Here is an 18081-nt window from a genome sequence, read left to right on the forward strand (position 1 = left end):
TACCCTATAAAAAGTGTGAAAGTATTAATTGCGCTTGGCGAATCTGGCAAGGATACGCACATCTTCGCCCACTTGCTGAACCTGGTGAAATTGCAAAGTGCGCTGCTGTTTGAGATCCGTCAATGCGGGCAAGGCAAACATGCCTTGCGCATCGCCCAGCAAGGTGGGCGCCAGGTAGACCAGCAGCTCGTCGACGCAGCCTTCGCGGATCAAGGAGCCGTTCAGCTTGGAGCCGGCTTCGACGTGGATTTCATTGCATTGCCGGCGGCCCAGTTCCAGCATCAGCGCGGCCAGGTCGACCTTGCCGGCCGCATTCGGCAGCACGATGACTTCCGCGCCCAGGGCGCGCAGCTGCGCTTCCTTCTCGGGATGGGCGACGGCCGCCACGATCCAGGTGCCGCCGCCCTGCAAGATGCGCGCGTCGAGGCTGATGTCGAGCCGGCTGTCGATGACGATGCGGCGCGGCTGGCGCGGCGTTTCGACGGCGCGCACGTTCAATTGCGGATCGTCCGCCTTGACCGTGCCGATGCCCGTCAGGATGGCGCAGGCGCGCGCGCGCCACGCATGGCCGTCGGCACGCGCTGCAGGCCCCGTGATCCACTGGCTTTGCCCGTTGTGCAAAGCCGTCATGCCATCCAGGCTGGCCGCCGTTTTCATGCGCACCCACGGTTTGCCGCGCTGCATGCGCGAAAAGAAGCCGATATTCATTTCATGCGCCTCGTCAGCCAGCACGCCCGTGGTGACGGCGATGCCGGCCGCTTCCAGCTTGGCCAGCCCCTGCCCCGCCACCAGCGGGTTCGGGTCCGTCATGGCGGCCACGACACGCCCCAGCCCGGCGCGCACGAGCGCATCGGAGCAGGGCGGCGTGCGGCCATGGTGGTTGCACGGCTCCAGGGTGACGTAAGCCGTGGCACCGCGCACGTCGTTGCCGCGAGCAGCCGCATTCGCCAAGGCTTGTACCTCGGCATGATCCTGCCCCGCCGCCTGCGTCACGCCGGCGCCGATCACCTGGCCATCCTTGACGATCACGCAGCCGATGCGGGGATTGGGCGAGGTCGTATATAAACCGCGCGCAGCCCATTCCAGCGCCAGGCGCATGCCATCGATATCGTTGAGTATTTCCACGGGCTTCTTTGATAGTGAGTGATAGGTGAGTCGGGTTATGAACTGTCGGCCACACCGCTGCAATTGGCCGCTTGCTGCTGCGGGTCACAGACACGCACCCTGCCCAGCATATTGATTTTAATATGGCGCACCTGCTTTCCCAAAGTCAGGGACAAGGTACCCCAGCGCGCGGCCAGGCTATTGGTCGCGCTGCAACTGCGTCCTGCGCCATTGTAGGCGATATAAAACGGCGCCGTGGCCGAGGAAAACGCAAACTGCGCCGTGATGCCTGCAGGTAGCGGCCCCTGGCGAAACAGCAATTCGTCGCCGTCGTCGAACGCCAGGTTGGCATTGCGGTCAATAAAGACCAGCCAGCCCGTGCCCCAGTCCGTGCCCCCTGGCCCGGCCGGCATCAGCAGTACGCGCTGTCCGCGCGCCATCGCCTGCGCCCGCGTCAGTTCGATGGCCGAAAACAGGTCCGTGGCCGCCGCGCGTACCTGCTGGCGCGCCAGCAGATGCTGCAAGCCGGGCATGGCAGCGGCCGACAGCAGCGCGGCCATCGCCAGCACGGCCAGCAATTCGAGCAAGGTATGCCCTGTCCACCGTGGGCGCCGATGCGTGGCCATGGCCTAGTGCCAGCAATGGCTGGCGGGACCGCTGCTGCCGCGCTGGCCCGTGCTGTTCAAGGAGAGAACGCCGCAATCGGCATCCTGGAACCGCGCATCGACCTTGGACGTGCCCGGTATGGCCCGCAACAGCACGCATTGCCCGATCGTCAAGCCGGGGCAGGCCAGCGCCTCGATTTCATAGGCGCTGCCGGGCGCCCCCCCTTCGCCGGACCACCACGGAAACGCTTGCGCCTGGGTCGCCGGCGACGCCGAAGAAAAGGCCAGATAGTGATTGTTTTGCGAATAATAGCGTTCCTGCTGCTGCATCAGCCGCAGCAGGGCCGCCTGTCCCTGCACCCGCTTGGCGCGCACGACATGGCCGTGATAAGCGGGCACGGCCAGCGCAAGCAGCAGGCTCATGATCGCCAGCGCGGCCAGCAGTTCGATCAGGCTGAAGCCTAAGGTGGCTGCAGGGGCGCCACCGTTTGCAGCGGGCTCATTCCGCCTTGCCAGCACGCCCATGGGATCTCCCCCTCTCCAAAAAAGTGCCAGCCGCTGCGCCAGCCAGTACCGCTTTAGCTTTCCGCACGCCAGCCATGCCGGCGCCTATTTCTTCTTGGCCGCCTCGTGCAATTCGCGCCAGTTCGCCACTTCCCGCCAGCTGAGGCGCTGGGCCGGCAGCGGCGCGCTGACGACCTTGAGCCCCACCCCGCTGGCCGCGCCGGGCAAGCCAGGCTGCAGCACGGCAAGTTCCTTGCGCCCCTCGGCACGCCCCGACGCCGTCACGGCGCCCACCGTGCTGTTGAGCTCCAACGCCAGCGGCGGCGCGCGCGCCAGGCCATCGAACAAGCGCCCTGTCTGTGCCCCCGCCTGCACGAGACCGGCGCCATCGGCGGCAAAACCGCTCAGCACATCGAGCACATACAGGCGCGTGGCGGGCTTGGCGCAAGAGTCGCGCCCCGGCAGTACGGTATTGAACAGCACCTTGCCGGCAGCCAGTACGGGACTGTTGACACTGCGTTCGCCCGTCTGCGCGGTATGGAGAAAATCGAGGTACCAGCCCCGCATGGCGTCGCTGCCCGTATAGCGCAGCTCGGCGCCGTCGACGCGCACGCCCCCCACCGCCTCGCCCAGGCTGCGCTGCTCCAGGTCGGCCCGGCTGCGTGTGTGGGACGACTCCCGCAAATCATCGTGCACGGCGTAAAACGACTGCGGCAGAAAGGCGGAAGGCCAAGTATCGGCCGCTTCGACCAGCTTGCCCGTGCCGAACAGCAGCACATAGCCGCCACCGGGCGCATACGCCACATTCAGCCGCTGCGTCACGGGCTGGCGCCTGCCCTGCACATCGCGCGCCACAAACACCAGCTTGCGCCCCTGCCCCTCCTTCCACGGCGGCCCGCCAGCCATGCCGAGGCGCCAGATATTGCCCTGCAAATCTCCCGCATAGATATAAACCTGTTCGCCATCGGCGCCCGGCACCACGGCCGGCGGGCCCAGCGCCTGGGACACGGCTTCCGCGCCCACCGTCCCATCCGCATCGCCGCCATGGCCGTCACTGGCCACGGGAACCTTGAGCCGGAAGTAATTACTTCCCAATTGCCAGGGCGTGCCAGGCGCCTTGTCCAGCGCCAGCAGGAAGATGGCGGCGGCCGATGCGGGGGCCGTCGTGTCCTTGCCGTCGTACGCATGGTTGTTATAGCCGCTGGCGACGACGGCAAAATCGCGGAAAGCCGGCGCCCCCTCCTTGCCGCCCATATTGATGCGGGCAAAGGCGGGCGGCGCGCGCACATTGCCCATCAGCTTGTCGTCGCGGTCCGTGAATTCCCACAGCGCCCCTTCTTGCGCGAAGCGCGCCGGGTCGGTGATATCGAGCGCAAACACGCCTTGCGCTCCGCCGCCCAGGCCCGACACCAGCACAGTCTTCCAGCGTCCCGATGCCTGTACTTCCGCCGTGGCCGCCGCGCCATCGAGCAGTGGGCCGGGGCTGTAGCGAGTGCTCGCAGCGGCCGCCGCCGCGTGCAGCAGCGCTTGCGGCAGATAGGCAAACAATTCGCTGCCCGTGCGCGCATCGAACGCATGCAGCAAGCCATCGTTGGCCCCCAGGTAGAGCATTTTCCGACGCTGCAGCAGCAACTTGCGGTGCAAGCCATAGCCGGCGCCCGGCACGCCCAGCCCCGGCGCGCCCACGTACAGCAGATTGCCATATGGCGCCGCACCCAGGCTGCCTGAACGGCGCCGCAGGAAGCCGCCCGGCTGGCCCACCTCGTGCGTGCGCTTGCCCAGCAGATATGCCAGGCGCGCCTCTCCCTGGCCCGCCTGGCCATCGCCGCCTTCGAATGCGCCGCGCTGTTCCGCGTCGAGACGGTTCCAGGCCAGCGGCATCAGGCTGCCCCGGGCGTCGAGCGTGTAGACGGGACGCAAGGACACGGGCGTGCCATCCGGCACCAACTTCTCCCGGCCGCCAACGCGCCACCTTGGTTTGCCGGGAAGCAGCGCGCCGTCGGCACCCACGGCAAACGCGGTGCGCGACAAGCTCATGCTGCCATCGGCCAGGCGCATCTGCGTCTGGAACCAGTATTCCTCTTCCGTGCCACTGGCCAAGGCCATCAGGGCCGGCCCCGCCAGCGTCGCCGGCAAGCTGCCCATGTCGGCTGCCGCAAAAGCTGCCCGCAATCCCGCAATCAGGGCGGCCGGATCGCTGCCGGGCAAGTAATGTGAGGGCCAGCGGCCGTCCACGCTCCACTCCTCCAGCGCGTTGCCCGTCGCGCTCTTGTAGGGGTTGGCGTCGCCGTTCGCATCGAGAAAGCCGCCATATTTTGCCGCCAGCAACAAGGGTGTCGAGGCGGGCATGACGGCGGACACGCCCGCCGGGTCGCCCTGCCGCAAGTCGCCCGCATAGTGCTCGACCTTTGCAACGCCGTCGTTCCTCGCGCCAGGACGCAGCGCCTGCACATGCGACCAGTAGGCCAGCCCTGCAGCATGGTAGCTGGCGCCGCCCGCCCCGTCGGCCAGCAATTCCAGTGCCGCCAGTTCGGTCCGTGGCGCAGGATTACCCTGCGCGCCACTGCTTTCCAGGCCGCCCACCGCATGCGTCCAGGCCATCGCATCGAACGGCGGCGGCGCAAAGCCATCGGCGGCGCGTGCGCGGTCGCCGTTTGATGCGGGAGTCGCCGGAACATTGCCGGGCACGTAGCGGTCGCCCGCCATGCCCGCATCGCCGAGGCTGACGACGATGTGGCGCTGGCAGCTGGCCGATTGCGGGTCGCTCCAATACGTCACGACCGGCAAGCCTTCATCGATGGCAGGCGCGGCCTTGGCAGGCGGCACAGCGGTACTCGCTTGCCGCCCCTGCAAGTAGCGCAGCGATTCATACAGCAATTCAGCCAGCGGCGCCGCCCTGGCGTACGCACCTGGGTGCCCGGCATTACTGCGGCCCAGGCCATTGATGTAAGCGGTCACCCCGCCACCAGGGCTCGCGCCCTGGGCCACAGCCTGCGCCATATAGACGCCAGTGGCGGGATTCCACTCGGCATCGATATTGTCTTGCGGCATATAGTCGGGCGCCGTCCAGCGCTGCCGCCCAACGTGCGCCAGCGGCGCGCGCAGCACGCCGCCATACACGGGACCGGCGCTGGCGGGCGTGCCGTTCAAGTGACCAAACACGCCCACGCGCACCCTGCCGCCATGGCGCTGCACGGCCCCCACCGGCTTGTAATTCTTGCCGTATGCCAGGCACAAATCCTCGCGCAGCGGCCCCTCATCGGCGTCGCAAACGCGCACGCGCGCGAGAAACACGCCATGCGTGGCAGCAAAGCCGGGCGTGTCGCAACTGCCACCTGCGGGCTGGCCAAGGCTGGCATCGCCGAACAGCAGGCGGTTGCGGCAGGACACGATGGCCAGTTGCGCCAGCGCAAACGGCGTCGCCGCCGCCACGCCTGCATACAAGACCTTGCGGGGAAAAAAGGTGGGATGGGCAAAATAGTCGATGGGGCCGTCGGCATCGGGCAAATAGGCGCGCTGCAGCACCGTCTTGCGCACCTCGTCAATGACGCGGTCGCCGCCCGTCAGGGCGTAACGGACGATGTCGAGCATGCTGGCGCTGGCCCAGTTGAGAAAGTTGCCGCTAAAACTATCGCCGCCGCAGCCGTGCAGCGCATCGGCCGGTTTCAACACGGAGAAGTAAGCGGTCGCTACGCGCAAGTCCGGCAGCATGACGCCGTCCTTGCTGCGGTACGGATAGCTGTAGCACATGCGCGCATGAAAGTAACCGGCGTACTCGCGCTGCGGCGCATAGTCGCTGCCGTACGCAGCCGCAGCGGCCGCATGCGTGAAGGACAGGTTAAGCAACAGATTCGGCGGCACTCTGGCGCCCTGCAAGCCCGCGTCGGCCCGCGCCAGCGTCACCGTCGGCTGGGCCGCGACAGCGGCGCCACTAGCCAGGCAAGTCAGCAGTATCAAGCAGAAAGACCACATAGCCCTCATGGCCCCGCTCCCGCCGCCTCTTTGCGGTAGTAGCTTTGCAGCACGACTTGCGTGCTTTCCTGCGCGCCAAACCCTATGGCCGTGATGCGGTACACATAGCTTTCCGTGGCCAGGCCGCCGGCCACTGCCGCTGCCTGTGCGCCGGGCGGGTGGAACGGCAGCAGTTCGATAAGGTAGCGGGGCCGGCGAGACGGCAGGAAACCCTGCCCCGTCTGCATGACCGCGCCCGTAAACTGGCCATACGGTACCGCACGGCTTCCAGCGTCCGCGCCATCGAGGTCCATGCTCAGCCAGAGCGCCGGCGCATCCTCGGGCGCGGGCAGGCACAGGCCCAGTGCGCCCCCTTCGCCGCAGCCGGCGGCAAACCCTGCCGCACTGCCCGGCGCAAAGAGGCTTGCCCGGCCCGGCCCGCCAGGCAAGCCTTCGATATCGTTTTGCGCATCCACCAATGCCTCCTCCGCCGCCTGAAACGCGATCTGCCGGTCACGCTCGCCGCGTGCCGCCTTTTCGCCCTGCAAGGCCATCTGCGCCGCCGATATGCCCAGCAGCAAGATGATCACAAGCAGGCACAGCACATACACCATGGTGGCGCCACGCCCTTGCGCGCCCGGAATGCAGCAGCCAGGACAACAACGGACGCCCATACAAGCCACGGTGGCGCCCGCCTATGCCGGCCCGTTACGCAGCATGATGCTTGTCTGCACCAGTTGCCGCAGCCTGGAGCGCGTTGCTGCGGGCAAGGCCGCGCGCGCGATGTGCACGCCCGTGTCGCCGGCGCCGTGCGCTTCGGCATACGCCTTGCCGAACAGGTCGAACTGCGCCGGTCCCAGTTCCGCCATCTTGTCCACCTGGCCCGCCTCGCCATGCAACAGCAGCGCCACGCGCACGCTGGCCACGCGCTTCCAGTGCGTGCGCCGGTAAAAATCGCGCTGGCGCGCGGCCGCATCCGCGCCCGCCAGCACCAGCGCCGCATCGTCGGAGTCAAGCGCGCTGGCGTTGACATAGCGGTTCGCCACGCCGTCGGGTGGCGTATCCGTATCGAGGCCATACAGCACTTGGAAACTGTCGACGCCGCGGATGATGGCGTCCGCGCCCCAGCCGTTCGCGCCGCGATATTTGCAACGCAGCTCGCCTTCGCCATCGGCTCCCTGGGCCACATAGAAAATGCTCCAGCCCCGCTGCGCCTCCGTTTGCGCGGCCCCCACGGCGAAGCCGGCGCAATTGAGCACGGATCCGTCGCCGCCCTCCTCCTTGCCGGCGCCGTAATAGCGCAGGGCCAGCACGTCGCTGCCCTGCACGGCGTCGGGAAGCGCGCCGCTGATGCCTTCGCTGTTCTTGCCCAGGCTACGCGCGTCGAGCCCGGCGATACTCGCGCTGTCGTAATCCGCATGGGCGACGGGCGCGGCGCTGCTGTCCCAGTTCACATACGCTGTCTGGCGCACGGCGCGGGCGATGGTGTCGAGTGCATAGCGGCCATTGTCATCCAGGCGCGCGCTGGCGGACTGCTCACCATAACTGCCGCTGGAAGCCAGCAGCACGGTACTGGCCGCCAGCATCAACAGCGCGCCCAGCGACAGGGCCACCAGCAATTCAAGCAGGCTTATGCCTCGATGCCCGCGCAAGACAGTGTTCATGCGCCGCCTCCCCCAAGCTGGAATGCCAGCCTGGGCAACGATTCGCCTGCCGCATTCACGGCGGGTGATCCATTGGCCTGCCTGCCGCGCCAGCCCAGCTTGATGATGATGGGCGCGCCCTTGCCGCCGCTGCACGCCCAGTGCAAACCCTGGGCGGCGGCATCCCACGCGGCGAGGTCGCGGCAGATATGCAGCCGCGCGCCAGGCAAGGCCGACTGCAGCTGCTGTTTCCATTCGGCGATGTCGAATTGCGCCAGCTCGGCCGCGCTGCAGACGGCGGCGCCGAAGCAGCCGGGCGCGCCGCCGCCAGCCTCGGCGCCATCCTCCGCCGCGTAGGCAACGCTCAGGTAGGGATTACCCGCATCGGGGCCATGCATGAGCACGCTGTTCGCCCGCATGCGTTCGGCCATGCCGGCGGCCAGTTGCACACCCGCCGACAACAGCGCCGACTCATGGCGCGCGCGCAGGGAACTCAATTGCAGGATGCTGGCGCCCAGCAAGCCCAACGCCAACAGCAGCAGCGATACCAGCACCTCGACAAGGCTGCTGCCATCCATGGGACCACGCGTGCCACTGTGCATGAGCTTCTCCTGCCGACAGAATGTAACCAGGACGGGAGCCGCGCCGGCGCCCGGCCCACTTACACGATAGGCGCGCGCAAACAACCGCGTCTGCGCTAGCGCAAACAGCACGGCGATAAGGTGAGAAGAACAGCGTTGGGATTGATCGGATCGCTTGCCAGGCGAACGCTGGCGTGATGAACACGGGGCGCAGGACCGGCCCCGTTTTCAAAAAGGGGACATCAGGGCTTGCCGCGCGCCTGTCCCACTTCGGCAATCGCATCCTGGAACTCGGCCAGGTCTTCGAAATTCTTGTAGACGGAGGCGAAGCGGATGTAGGCGATCTTGTCCAGGCGCTTGAGTTCCTGCATGACGAGTTCGCCGATATAGCCGGAATCGACTTCGCGCAAGCCGCTGGTCAGCAATTTTTCCTGGATGGACGCGATAGCCGTATCCACGGAGGCGGCCGCGACGGGACGCTTGCGCAAGGCCAGCATCAAACTGCCGCGCAACTTATCCGCAGCGAACTCCGTCCGGCTGCCATTCTTTTTGACGACGGCCGGCATGATAAGTTCAATGCGTTCGTAGGTGGTGAAGCGCTTGTCGCATTTACCGCAACGGCGGCGCCGCCGAATGGCATCCCCGTCCTCCGATACGCGCGTATCGAGGACCTGGGTGTCGCCGTGCTGGCAAAATGGACATTTCATGGGCTGGCTACAACTTTATAGTAATAATTACGGGAAATCGCCGCCCTTAAATGAAAGGGCGCCCGAATCACTCCGGGCGCCCTTGGGCACGACTGGAATGTGTCAGACAGAATCTTACTCTGTATGACACATTCTGGACAAATAATTACGCGGCGTACACCGGGTGTGCATCGGCCAGCACTTTCACGGCCGCTTTCACGCGCTCGATGGTGGCGGCGTCATGCGGATTGTCCAGCACGTCGGCGATCAGGTTGCCCACTTCTTCCGCTTGCGCTTCCTTGAAACCGCGCGTCGTCATCGCCGGGCTGCCCAGGCGGATGCCCGAGGTGACGAAGGGTTTTTGCGGGTCGTTCGGGATGCCGTTCTTGTTGCAGGTGATGTGCGCGGAACCGAGGATGGCTTCGGCTTCCTTGCCCGTCAGGTTCTTGGCGCGCAGGTCGACCAGCATGACGTGCGATTCGGTGCCGCCGGAAACGATGCGCAGGCCGCGCTTGATCAGGGTTTTCGCCAGAACGTCGGCGTTCTTGACCACTTGCTTCTGGTATTCAACGAAGTCAGGGCTCAGCGCTTCCTTGAAGGCGACGGCCTTGCCGGCGATCACGTGCATCAGCGGGCCGCCCTGAATGCCAGGGAAGATGGCCGAGTTGATGGCTTTTTCGTGTTCAGCCTTCATCAGGATGATGCCGCCGCGAGGGCCGCGCAAGGACTTATGCGTGGTCGAGGTGACGAAGTCGGCGAACGGCACCGGATTCGGGTACAGGCCGGCGGCGATCAAGCCGGCGTAGTGGGCCATGTCGACCATGAAGTAGGCGCCCACTTCCTTGGCGATCTTGCCGAAACGCTCGAAGTCGATCTTTTTCGAGAACGCCGACGCGCCGGCGATGATCAGCTTGGGCTTGCGTTCGCGGGCCAGGCGCTCCATAGCCTCGTAGTCGATGTCTTCTTCCGCCGTCAAGCCATACGATACGACGTCGAACCATTTACCGGACATGTTCAGCGGCATGCCGTGGGTCAGGTGGCCGCCTTCGGCCAGCGACATACCCATGATCAGGTCGCCTGGTTTCAGCACGGCAAAGAACACGCCCTGGTTCGCCTGCGAGCCGGAGTTCGGCTGCACATTCGCGCATTCGGCGCCGAACAGCTGTTTTACACGGTCGATGGCCAGTTGCTCGGCCACGTCGACGTATTCGCAGCCACCGTAGTAGCGCTTGCCTGGATAGCCTTCGGCATATTTATTCGTCAGCTGCGAGCCTTGCGCTTCCATTACGGCCGGCGATGTGTAGTTCTCCGACGCGATCAGTTCGATGTGGTCGTGCTGGCGCGTGTTCTCTTTTTGAATGACGGCGAACAATTCAGGGTCGACGTTGGCGAGGGTGTGATCTTTTGCAAACATGTAAAAACTCCAAGGATGAGGGTGCTTGTACTGGCAGGTTGGATCGAATGAGGGGAGCCGGCGTTAATTGAATAACAACATTGGACAGGCAGCCTCTTCGTGCTTTTCCATAGTGGCTACCCAGGCGAACGGCTGATGAAAAATCTCACGTTTCCCGGTGGGTGCCCACCTTTCGCCGGTTTGCCGATCACCATCCAGGGAGATCGCCCGACTTTTCGCCAGTCACGTGAGACGTAATGGAAATCAAATTGTAAGTTAAGTGCCCAAATTGAGCAAGGAATGCAACCGTGCAGCTATAATCGCCGCGCGCCATCGCAGCCCGGGCATGGCCACAGACCGCCCCGGGGCGTGCCTGCGGCTCTTAAGCTGAACTTAAACCTGGCTGCGGCATGTAAGCGTATGTTACGAAGCTTGCCATTATGCACCCCCGATTTACAATGCTGCAGTGCAACTTATATGCAGCTTTTGCATGGCTTTCCAGCAAGCGCCCACCGTCACAAGAAGAAAAATCGCGTAAAATGTTGCTCAATCTCACTACTGGCGCAATAAACATGCCTTCAGTCTTTACCTGGAACGTACGTGTCTACTATGAAGACACCGACGCCGGCGGCATCGTCTATTACGCAAATTACCTGAAATTCTTCGAACGTGCGCGTACCGAATGGCTGCGCGCCATCGACGTGGGCCAGCAGGAGCTGCTGGAACAGCACGACGCGATGTTCGTTGTCAAAAGCGTCAACGCCGACTATCATGCGCCAGCCAGGCTCGATGACACGGTAAGATTAACCTTAAGCATAGAAAAGATGGGGCGCGCCTCCATCGTTTTCCTGCAACAAGCCTGGTGCGGCGAGCGCCTGCTGAACACGGCCCGCGTCAAGATCGGCTGCGTCGACTCGGCATTGCGCCCGCGCGCCGTGCCTGATGCTGTGGCGGCCCGCATGCGCGCCGCCTGAGCCCTACCCGCCACCCCCGGACAATTCACCCAACAGACTGCCAGCCAATGAACGTTACACAAGATCTTTCTTTCCTCGCGCTCATCACCAATGCCCATTTGATCGTGCAACTGATCATGGCCCTGCTGCTGCTGATTTCCCTGACCAGCTGGACCTACATTTTCCGCAAGATGTTTGCCGTGCGCCAGGCGCGCAAGCAAACCATCGAATTCGAACGCAGCTTCTGGGCCGGCGGCAACCTGCATGCGCTGCATCAAAACGCCAGCGGCAACCGCGACCAGAGCGGCGCGCTGGCCCGCATCTTCGACGCCGGCATGGGCGAATTCATCAAGGGCAAGGCATCCTACGGTTCGCGCGAAGCGCTGGACGTGGGCGCCGTGCTCGACGGTGCCCGCCGCGCCATGCGCGCCGCCTTCCAGCGTGAAATGGACGTGCTCGAATCGCATCTGGCCTTCCTCGCTTCCGTCGGCTCCGTCTCGCCCTACATCGGCCTGCTCGGTACCGTCTGGGGCATCATGAACGCCTTCCGCGGCCTGGCCAACGTGCAGCAAGCCACCCTGGCTGCCGTCGCGCCCGGCATTGCCGAAGCGCTGATCGCCACCGCCATCGGCCTGTTCGCGGCAATTCCCGCCGTCGTCGCCTACAACCGTTTTTCGCATGACATCGACCGCCTGGCGATCCGTTTCGAGAGCTTCGTCGAGGAATTCTCCAACATCTTGCAGCGCCAGTCGCGCTAAGAGGGAGCAGCGTTCATGGGTTCCTCATTCAATAGCGGCGGCATGCGCGGCGGCCGTGGCCGCAAGTTCAAGTCCGAGATCAACGTCGTGCCGTACATCGACGTGATGCTGGTGCTGCTGATCATCTTCATGGTCATGCCGTCGTCGAACAATCCCAGCGTGGTGAACTTGCCCAACGCGGAAAGGTCGGCGAAGCCGCCCGATGACTATATCCAGATCGTGCTCAAACCGAATGGTTCGCTGTCGATCGGCGTCATCGGCAAGGAACAGTTGTCGCCGGAAACGGAACCGAACCGCGACGCCCTGCTGCGCAAGCTGCGCGGTTTGCACGAGAGCAATCCCGACTATCCCGTGATGATTGCGGGCGACAAGGAAAGCAAGTACGACGATGTGATCCAGCTCATTTCGGAAGCGAAAAAAATGGGCATTACCCGCGTCGGCCTGGCCACCAAGTAAGCACAGCATCCTGTTTCCAGACTTGACCGTTTTTAGATAGACTAGACTTTGCAGACCAAACAAATCGACCATGTACTCGGCAAGCCCTACAGCGTGCCGCGCGAACGCAGCCGCTGGCCCTCGCTGGGCCTGGCGCTGGCGATGCACCTTGGCCTGCTGTTTTTCCTGTGGGTGGGCGTACACTGGCAAAATACGGAACCTGTCGCCGTCGAAGCGGAAGTATGGGACCTGAAAGTGCAGACGGCAGCGCCGCCGCCCGACGTGGCGACGGAACCGGAACCGACCCCGGCGCCGCCACGGGAACCGCAAGTGGAACAACCGGCCCCGCCGCCACCGCCGCCGGTGACAGCACCCGAGCCGAAGGTCGACCTGCGCGAGGCGGAGATCGCCCTGGAACGCAAGAAGGCCAAGCTGAAAGAAGAAAAAGAGAAAGCGGCAGCGGACGAGCGCCGCAAGCAAGAACTGAAGGAACGCGAGGAAGAAAAGCGCGAACTGGAGAAACAGAAGCAGAAAGAAAAAGACAAGGCTGAAAAGCTGGAAAAAGAAAAGGCCGACAAACAGGCGAAAGCCAAAGAAGCCAAAGAAGCCAAAGAGAAAGAAAAAGCGGCGGAAGAAAAAGCCGAGAAAGAACTGTCCGATAAAAAAGCGGCGGCGGAAAAAGCCGCCAAAGCCAAGAAAGCGGCGGAAGAGAAAAAAGCCGCCGACAAGGCACGCGCCGCAGAAATGAGCCGCATCACGGGTGCGGCGGGCGCCGGCACAACGGGCACGGCCGAGAAAGCGACCGCGCCACGCAAGGACAGCGGCTATGTCGCTGCCCTGACGAGCAAGATCAAGAGCAATATCGCGTACAGCGGTAGCACGGACGTGCCGGGCAACCCGCGCGCCGTGTTCAAGATCGAGCAACTGCCAACTGGGGAAATTATTTCGGTCCGAAAGATTAAAAGTAGCGGCCTGCCGGCGTATGACAGCTCGGTGGAAAACGCCATTAATAAATCGTCGCCACTGCCGAAGAAAAAAGACGGCACCGTGGAACGCGAGATTGAACTCATATTCGAGATGAAGGATTTGCCTAAATGATGACCATGAAAAAAATGAGCTATGTCGTGCTCTGTGCCGGCCTGATGCTGGGAGCCTCTGGCGCCCAGGCGCAGCTGCGCGTGGAGATTACAGGGATCGGCAGCAACCAGATCCCGGTAGCTGTCGCCAGCTTTGTCAATGAATCGGCGGCGCCGCAATCGCTGTCGGGCATCATCAAGGCCGACCTGGCACGCAGCGGCGTGTTCAAGCTGATCGACGCCGATGCGCCCGTGTCGGAAACGGCGCCCGTCAGCTACGACCAATGGAAGTCGCGCGGAGCAGACGCGCTGGCAGCCGGCACCGTGCAAAGCATGGCCGATGGCCGCCTGGACGTGCGCTACAAGCTGTTCGACACCATCAAGGGCACCCAGATCTCCAGCATGAACAATGCGGCCGCGCCGCAGTTCAACCGCCTGCTGGCGCACAAAATTGCCGATGACATCTATGAGAAGCTGACGGGCGTCAAAGGCGCATTCGCCACGCGCATCGCCTACGTCACGCAATCGGGCCGCGAATACCGCCTGGAAGTGGCCGACGCCGATGGCGAAGGCATCCAGGTCGCCCTGCGCTCGAATGAGCCTATCATTTCGCCATCGTGGTCGCCGGATGGCACCAAGGTGGCGTATGTGTCGTTTGAAAAGAAAAAGCCCATCGTTTACGTGCAAAATCTGGTGACGCGCCAGCGCACCATCGTATCGAATGAAAAAGGCAGCAACTCTGCGCCCACCTGGAGCCCGGACGGTTCGCGCCTTGCCGTGGCCCTGTCGCGCGATGGCCATACCCAGGTCTATACCGTCAATGCCGACGGCAGCGGCTTGCGCCGCGTCAGCAACAGCAGCGGCATCGATACGGAACCTCAGTTCTCGGCCGATGGACAAAGCATTTACTTCACCAGCGATCGCAGCGGCGGACCACAAATCTATCGCATGTCGGTCAGCGGCGGCGAAGCCAAGCGCGTGACGTTTGGCGGCTCCTACAACATCAGCCCGCGGATTTCATCCGACGGGAAGACTCTCGCTTATATTTCCCGTCGCGACGGCAATTTCCAGCTCTACGCGCTCGACCTGGCTAGTGGCCAGGAACTGCGTCTGTCGGACACCGCCAACGACGAATCACCGAGCTTTTCGCCCAACGGGAAATATATTATGTACGCGACCGAATCCGGACGACGCAAGTCGCTGGCAGTGGTATCGGTGGATGGCCGCGTCAAACAGCGTTTGACTACGCAAGCTGGCAATATCAAGGAGCCCACCTGGGGTCCTTTTATGAAGTAAATGCTGTACAGTTTCACCTTTAACCATGACCCGGAGAATAAAAATGAGTAACTTTAAAAGTTTGGCTTTCATCGCCGCTACCGCAGCCCTGCTGTCCGCCTGCAGCACCCCAGTCAAAGTCGCAGAGACCCCAGTGGTTGAGCGCGCTCCTGAAAAAGTCGCAGCTCCAGTTGACACCCGTCAAGTTCAGCCAGTAACGACCGCATCGGTCGATCCACTGGACGATCCAAAAGGCGTGCTGGCTAACCGCAGCATCTACTTCGACTTCAACAAATACGTCGTGCGCGAAGCGGACACCCCAGTCGTGCAAAACCACGCCGCCTACCTGGTAAAAACCCCGGCACGCAAGATCCTGATCCAAGGTAACACCGATGAACGCGGTGGCGCTGAGTACAACCTGGCCCTGGGCCAGAAACGTGCTGAAGCCGTGCGCAAGTCGATGGCCGCCCTGGGCGTGCCAGAAGGCCAAATGGAAGCCGTGTCGCTGGGCAAAGAAAAGCCTAAAGCACAAGGCAGCAACGAAGCAGCATGGGCTGAAAACCGCCGCGCTGACATCGTTTATTGATGTTCATGGGTGAGCGCTGCAGCATTGACGCTTACCTAACTGGCCAGTCATAGGCATAATAATGGGGCGCAGCGCGGTGATTCACCGCCCGGCGCCCCGTTTGCATGTTTTGCGTAACCTTTGAAAGCCCGACCCATGATGACATTCTCGAAAGCCGGCGTCGCCGCCGCCTTGATGGCCGCGTTTGCCTACCTGCCCCTGCACGCCAACGCCGCCCTGTTCGACGACGACGAAGCGCGCAAGGCCATCCTGGAGCTGCGCGCCAAGGTGGACGCCATGGCGCGCGACCTGAACGGCCGCATCGACACCAAGGCGGACAAGACCAGCACCTTGAGCCTGCTCAACCAGCACGACCAGACCATGCAAGAGATCGCCCGCCTGCGCGGCCAGATCGAAGTACTGGGCAACGACCTGGCGAACACGCAAAAGCGCCAGAAGGATTTCTACACCGACATCGACGCGCGCCTGCGCAAGCTGGAGCCGCGCCAGGTCACCATCGATGGCCAGGAAGCGGCCGTAGGCGTCTCCGAGCAAAGCTCGTATGAGTCCGCGTTCGGCCTGTTCAAGTCGGGCGACTACAAGGGCGCTGTCACGGCACTGGACGCCTTCGTGAAACGCTATCCGGAATCGGCCTACGCGGCCAACGCGCAATACTGGCTGGGAAATGCCTATTACGCCCAGCGTGACTGCAAGAGCGCCATCACGGCCCAGCAGGCCGTGCTGAAGCATTATCCGGACAGCCCGAAGACGCCCGACGCCATGCTCAACATCGCCAGCTGCTACACGGAGCTGAAAGACAAGTCGAACGCGACCAAGACGCTGAACGCCCTGATCTCGCGCTACCCTGACTCCAGCGCCGCCCAGGCAGCGAAGGAACGGGGCGGCAAAAAGTAAAACCGGGGAAAAAGTTGCCCGTTAGGTTTGACAGAATCCCGGGCACCCCCTATAATCTTTCTTCTTCGGGTCGTTAGCTCAGCTGGTAGAGCAGCGGACTTTTAATCCGTTGGTCGCAGGTTCGAATCCCGCACGGCCTACCACGAATACGCAGTACTGATCTGCTTGCGAGTTGTTATAGCAAGCATTTTTTTACGGCACAGTGTTACCGAAGTTGTTGTAAAAAGTTTTTGGGTCGTTAGCTCAGCTGGTAGAGCAGCGGACTTTTAATCCGTTGGTCGCAGGTTCGAATCCCGCACGGCCTACCAAATACTATGAAGAAGCCAACCGTTCGCGGTTGGCTTTTTTGTTTTTCAGAATAGAAACAGGCAGCATTATTTCAGAAGGCGAGCGCGATCGGTACTCGACAGCTTCGACCTTAACGCGATACCCATGCCGGCCGCCCCGCCAGATGCGCCACCACACTGCCCATCAACCGCCCCAGCGGCACCTCCACCCAGCGGTAAAACGCGGCCCCGGCCACCAGGCTGGCGCCCCAGGCCGTCAGCATGCCCAGCGCCTGCCAGGCCGGCTCCAATGGGACATAGGCGGTAAACAAGGCATTGACCAGCAGGCTGACGGGAAAGTGCACGAGAAACACGGCATACGAGATGCGGCCCAGAGTATTGATGATATGCCAGGCGCCGCCCTGCGCAGGCGTGCGGGCACGGCCGAACAGGAACAGGACGCAGGCGACGATCAGCGCCAGGGCGATGCGGCTGCGGTAGTCGACGGCCAGGGCCAGCAGCACGGGCACGGCGGCCATCGCCATGAGCGCGGTCATGGCACCGGGCTTGCGGGCCGGGTCGCTGGCCCACCAGGCCAGCATGCCGAGGCCGTAGCTGCCGAAGAAATACGGCGCCCAGTTGTCCCAGCCCGCATCGAGATTGAAGTACAGCAGGGAAAAGGTGATGCCCAATGTAACGGCCAGCGGCATCAGCCAGCCCATGCGCCGCTGGCCCGCCAGGCGGCCGCCCAGCCACAGCAGCGATACCGTCAGCAGGTATAGCTGGAAATCGATGGCCACGTACCAGGCGCCGGCCGACAGCGATTCATAGCCCAGCACGCCATGCAGCAGCAATGCATGGGCGCTCAGCTGACCCAGGGTGACGGCGGCCGACATGGAATCATGCAGCATCCAGATACCAGCCACAGGCGTAATGACGGCGGCAAGCAAGGTGGCAGCCAGGAAAGGCGGCGCCAGCTTGGCATAGCGGCGCCAGATCGCCTGCAGCGGCGAGGCGATGCCGGGGCGGCCGGCGGGCGAAAGGGATTTGGCGACGAGAAAGCCGCCGATGACGAGAAACACTTGCACGGCGATGCGCGCGCTGCCGCCCAGCCAGTCCAGCAATGCGGGCCACAGGGGCTGCACATAGTCAGACATCGGCCCGTAAAACGCCAGGTGGTGCAACACGATCAACTGCGCCGCGCCCGCCTTCAAACCATTGATCCAGCCAAACTGCGGACGATTTGCCAGGTCCGCCTGTGATACCGCTGCTACTGCCGTCATTCCCACCCCTTGCCATGCCAGGTAGTGTCGCCAGCCATCGCGCAACAGGCACGCGGCTGAGGATTTACCGAAAGGCCGATATGATAGC

General features: G+C 63.3%; 17 protein-coding genes, 2 tRNA genes and 1 riboswitch. Of the genes, 9 read left to right on the forward strand and 10 right to left on the reverse strand.

Annotated elements, in window-relative coordinates; translation table 11 throughout:
- Positions 1-24: 24 nt before the first annotated feature.
- From ribD to glyA, 9 genes are all read right to left on the reverse strand, one after another.
- Positions 25-1098: a bifunctional diaminohydroxyphosphoribosylaminopyrimidine deaminase/5-amino-6-(5-phosphoribosylamino)uracil reductase RibD gene (ribD, locus tag ACQ4WZ_RS15015; RefSeq protein WP_436573899.1), complete on the reverse strand. Its 1074-nt coding sequence runs from the start codon at positions 1096-1098 to the stop codon at positions 25-27.
- Between the two features lie 62 nt (positions 1099-1160).
- Positions 1161-1730: a GspH/FimT family protein gene (locus ACQ4WZ_RS15020; protein WP_436573800.1), complete on the reverse strand. Its 570-nt coding sequence runs from the start codon at positions 1728-1730 to the stop codon at positions 1161-1163.
- Between the two features lie 3 nt (positions 1731-1733).
- Entirely contained in the window at positions 1734-2234 is a 501-nt protein-coding gene (locus ACQ4WZ_RS15025) for a type IV pilin protein (RefSeq protein WP_101480291.1), read from the reverse strand.
- 84 nt (positions 2235-2318) lie between these two features.
- The gene (locus tag ACQ4WZ_RS15030) at positions 2319-6185 is read right to left on the reverse strand and encodes a pilus assembly protein (protein WP_436573801.1); all 3867 of its coding nucleotides are present in this window, start codon (positions 6183-6185) and stop codon (positions 2319-2321) included.
- 5 nt (positions 6186-6190) lie between these two features.
- Positions 6191-6778 carry a pilus assembly PilX family protein gene (locus ACQ4WZ_RS15035; protein WP_436573802.1) on the reverse strand — a complete coding sequence of 196 codons (588 nt, stop codon included), beginning with the start codon at positions 6776-6778 and terminating at the stop codon, positions 6191-6193.
- Between the two features lie 81 nt (positions 6779-6859).
- A complete protein-coding gene (locus tag ACQ4WZ_RS15040) occupies positions 6860-7828 on the reverse strand; it encodes a PilW family protein (protein ID WP_436573803.1) in 969 nt (322 codons plus the stop codon).
- Complete coding sequence (pilV, locus tag ACQ4WZ_RS15045) at positions 7825-8409, reverse strand: type IV pilus modification protein PilV (RefSeq protein WP_133992959.1); 585 nt, start codon at positions 8407-8409, stop codon at positions 7825-7827. Before pilV ends, ACQ4WZ_RS15040 begins: the two co-directional genes overlap by 4 nt.
- A 221-nt stretch (positions 8410-8630) precedes the next feature.
- The gene (gene nrdR, locus ACQ4WZ_RS15050) at positions 8631-9095 is read right to left on the reverse strand and encodes a transcriptional regulator NrdR (protein ID WP_101480286.1); all 465 of its coding nucleotides are present in this window, start codon (positions 9093-9095) and stop codon (positions 8631-8633) included.
- A gap of 145 nt (positions 9096-9240) precedes the next feature.
- Positions 9241-10488, reverse strand: a complete 1248-nt coding sequence (gene glyA / locus ACQ4WZ_RS15055; RefSeq protein ID WP_101480285.1) for a serine hydroxymethyltransferase — start codon at positions 10486-10488, stop codon at positions 9241-9243.
- 111 nt (positions 10489-10599) lie between these two features.
- A riboswitch (ZMP/ZTP riboswitch) is annotated at positions 10600-10724 on the reverse strand.
- 315 nt (positions 10725-11039) lie between these two features.
- Here glyA and ybgC point away from each other — a divergent pair.
- The 9 genes from ybgC to ACQ4WZ_RS15100 all read left to right on the forward strand — a co-directional run bounded on the left by ybgC (position 11040) and on the right by ACQ4WZ_RS15100 (position 16752).
- Complete coding sequence (gene ybgC, locus ACQ4WZ_RS15060) at positions 11040-11441, forward strand: tol-pal system-associated acyl-CoA thioesterase (RefSeq protein WP_133992961.1); 402 nt, start codon at positions 11040-11042, stop codon at positions 11439-11441.
- A 47-nt stretch (positions 11442-11488) separates the two neighbouring features.
- Positions 11489-12178: a protein TolQ gene (gene tolQ, locus ACQ4WZ_RS15065; protein WP_046682323.1), complete on the forward strand. Its 690-nt coding sequence runs from the start codon at positions 11489-11491 to the stop codon at positions 12176-12178.
- 15 nt (positions 12179-12193) lie between these two features.
- Positions 12194-12634: an ExbD/TolR family protein gene (locus tag ACQ4WZ_RS15070; RefSeq protein WP_242428498.1), complete on the forward strand. Its 441-nt coding sequence runs from the start codon at positions 12194-12196 to the stop codon at positions 12632-12634.
- Between the two features lie 48 nt (positions 12635-12682).
- Positions 12683-13711: a cell envelope integrity protein TolA gene (tolA, locus tag ACQ4WZ_RS15075; RefSeq protein ID WP_436573804.1), complete on the forward strand. Its 1029-nt coding sequence runs from the start codon at positions 12683-12685 to the stop codon at positions 13709-13711.
- A 5-nt stretch (positions 13712-13716) separates the two neighbouring features.
- Positions 13717-14985 carry a Tol-Pal system beta propeller repeat protein TolB gene (tolB, locus tag ACQ4WZ_RS15080; protein WP_373918887.1) on the forward strand — a complete coding sequence of 423 codons (1269 nt, stop codon included), beginning with the start codon at positions 13717-13719 and terminating at the stop codon, positions 14983-14985.
- 43 nt (positions 14986-15028) lie between these two features.
- On the forward strand, positions 15029-15550 hold the full coding sequence (pal, locus tag ACQ4WZ_RS15085; RefSeq protein WP_101480281.1) for a peptidoglycan-associated lipoprotein Pal: 522 nt from the start codon (positions 15029-15031) through the stop codon (positions 15548-15550).
- A gap of 135 nt (positions 15551-15685) precedes the next feature.
- Positions 15686-16444, forward strand: a complete 759-nt coding sequence (ybgF, locus tag ACQ4WZ_RS15090) for a tol-pal system protein YbgF (protein WP_436573805.1) — start codon at positions 15686-15688, stop codon at positions 16442-16444.
- Positions 16445-16511: 67 nt separating this feature from the next.
- A tRNA-Lys gene (locus ACQ4WZ_RS15095) sits at positions 16512-16587 on the forward strand.
- A gap of 89 nt (positions 16588-16676) precedes the next feature.
- Positions 16677-16752 (forward strand) — tRNA-Lys (locus ACQ4WZ_RS15100).
- Positions 16753-16862: 110 nt separating this feature from the next.
- Here the strand turns inward: ACQ4WZ_RS15100 and ACQ4WZ_RS15105 are convergent.
- The gene (locus tag ACQ4WZ_RS15105; protein ID WP_436573806.1) at positions 16863-17993 is read right to left on the reverse strand and encodes an acyltransferase family protein; all 1131 of its coding nucleotides are present in this window, start codon (positions 17991-17993) and stop codon (positions 16863-16865) included.
- Positions 17994-18081: the final 88 nt, after the last annotated feature.

Source organism: Janthinobacterium darwini (assembly GCF_051380905.1).
Lineage (GTDB): Bacteria > Pseudomonadota > Gammaproteobacteria > Burkholderiales > Burkholderiaceae_D > Janthinobacterium.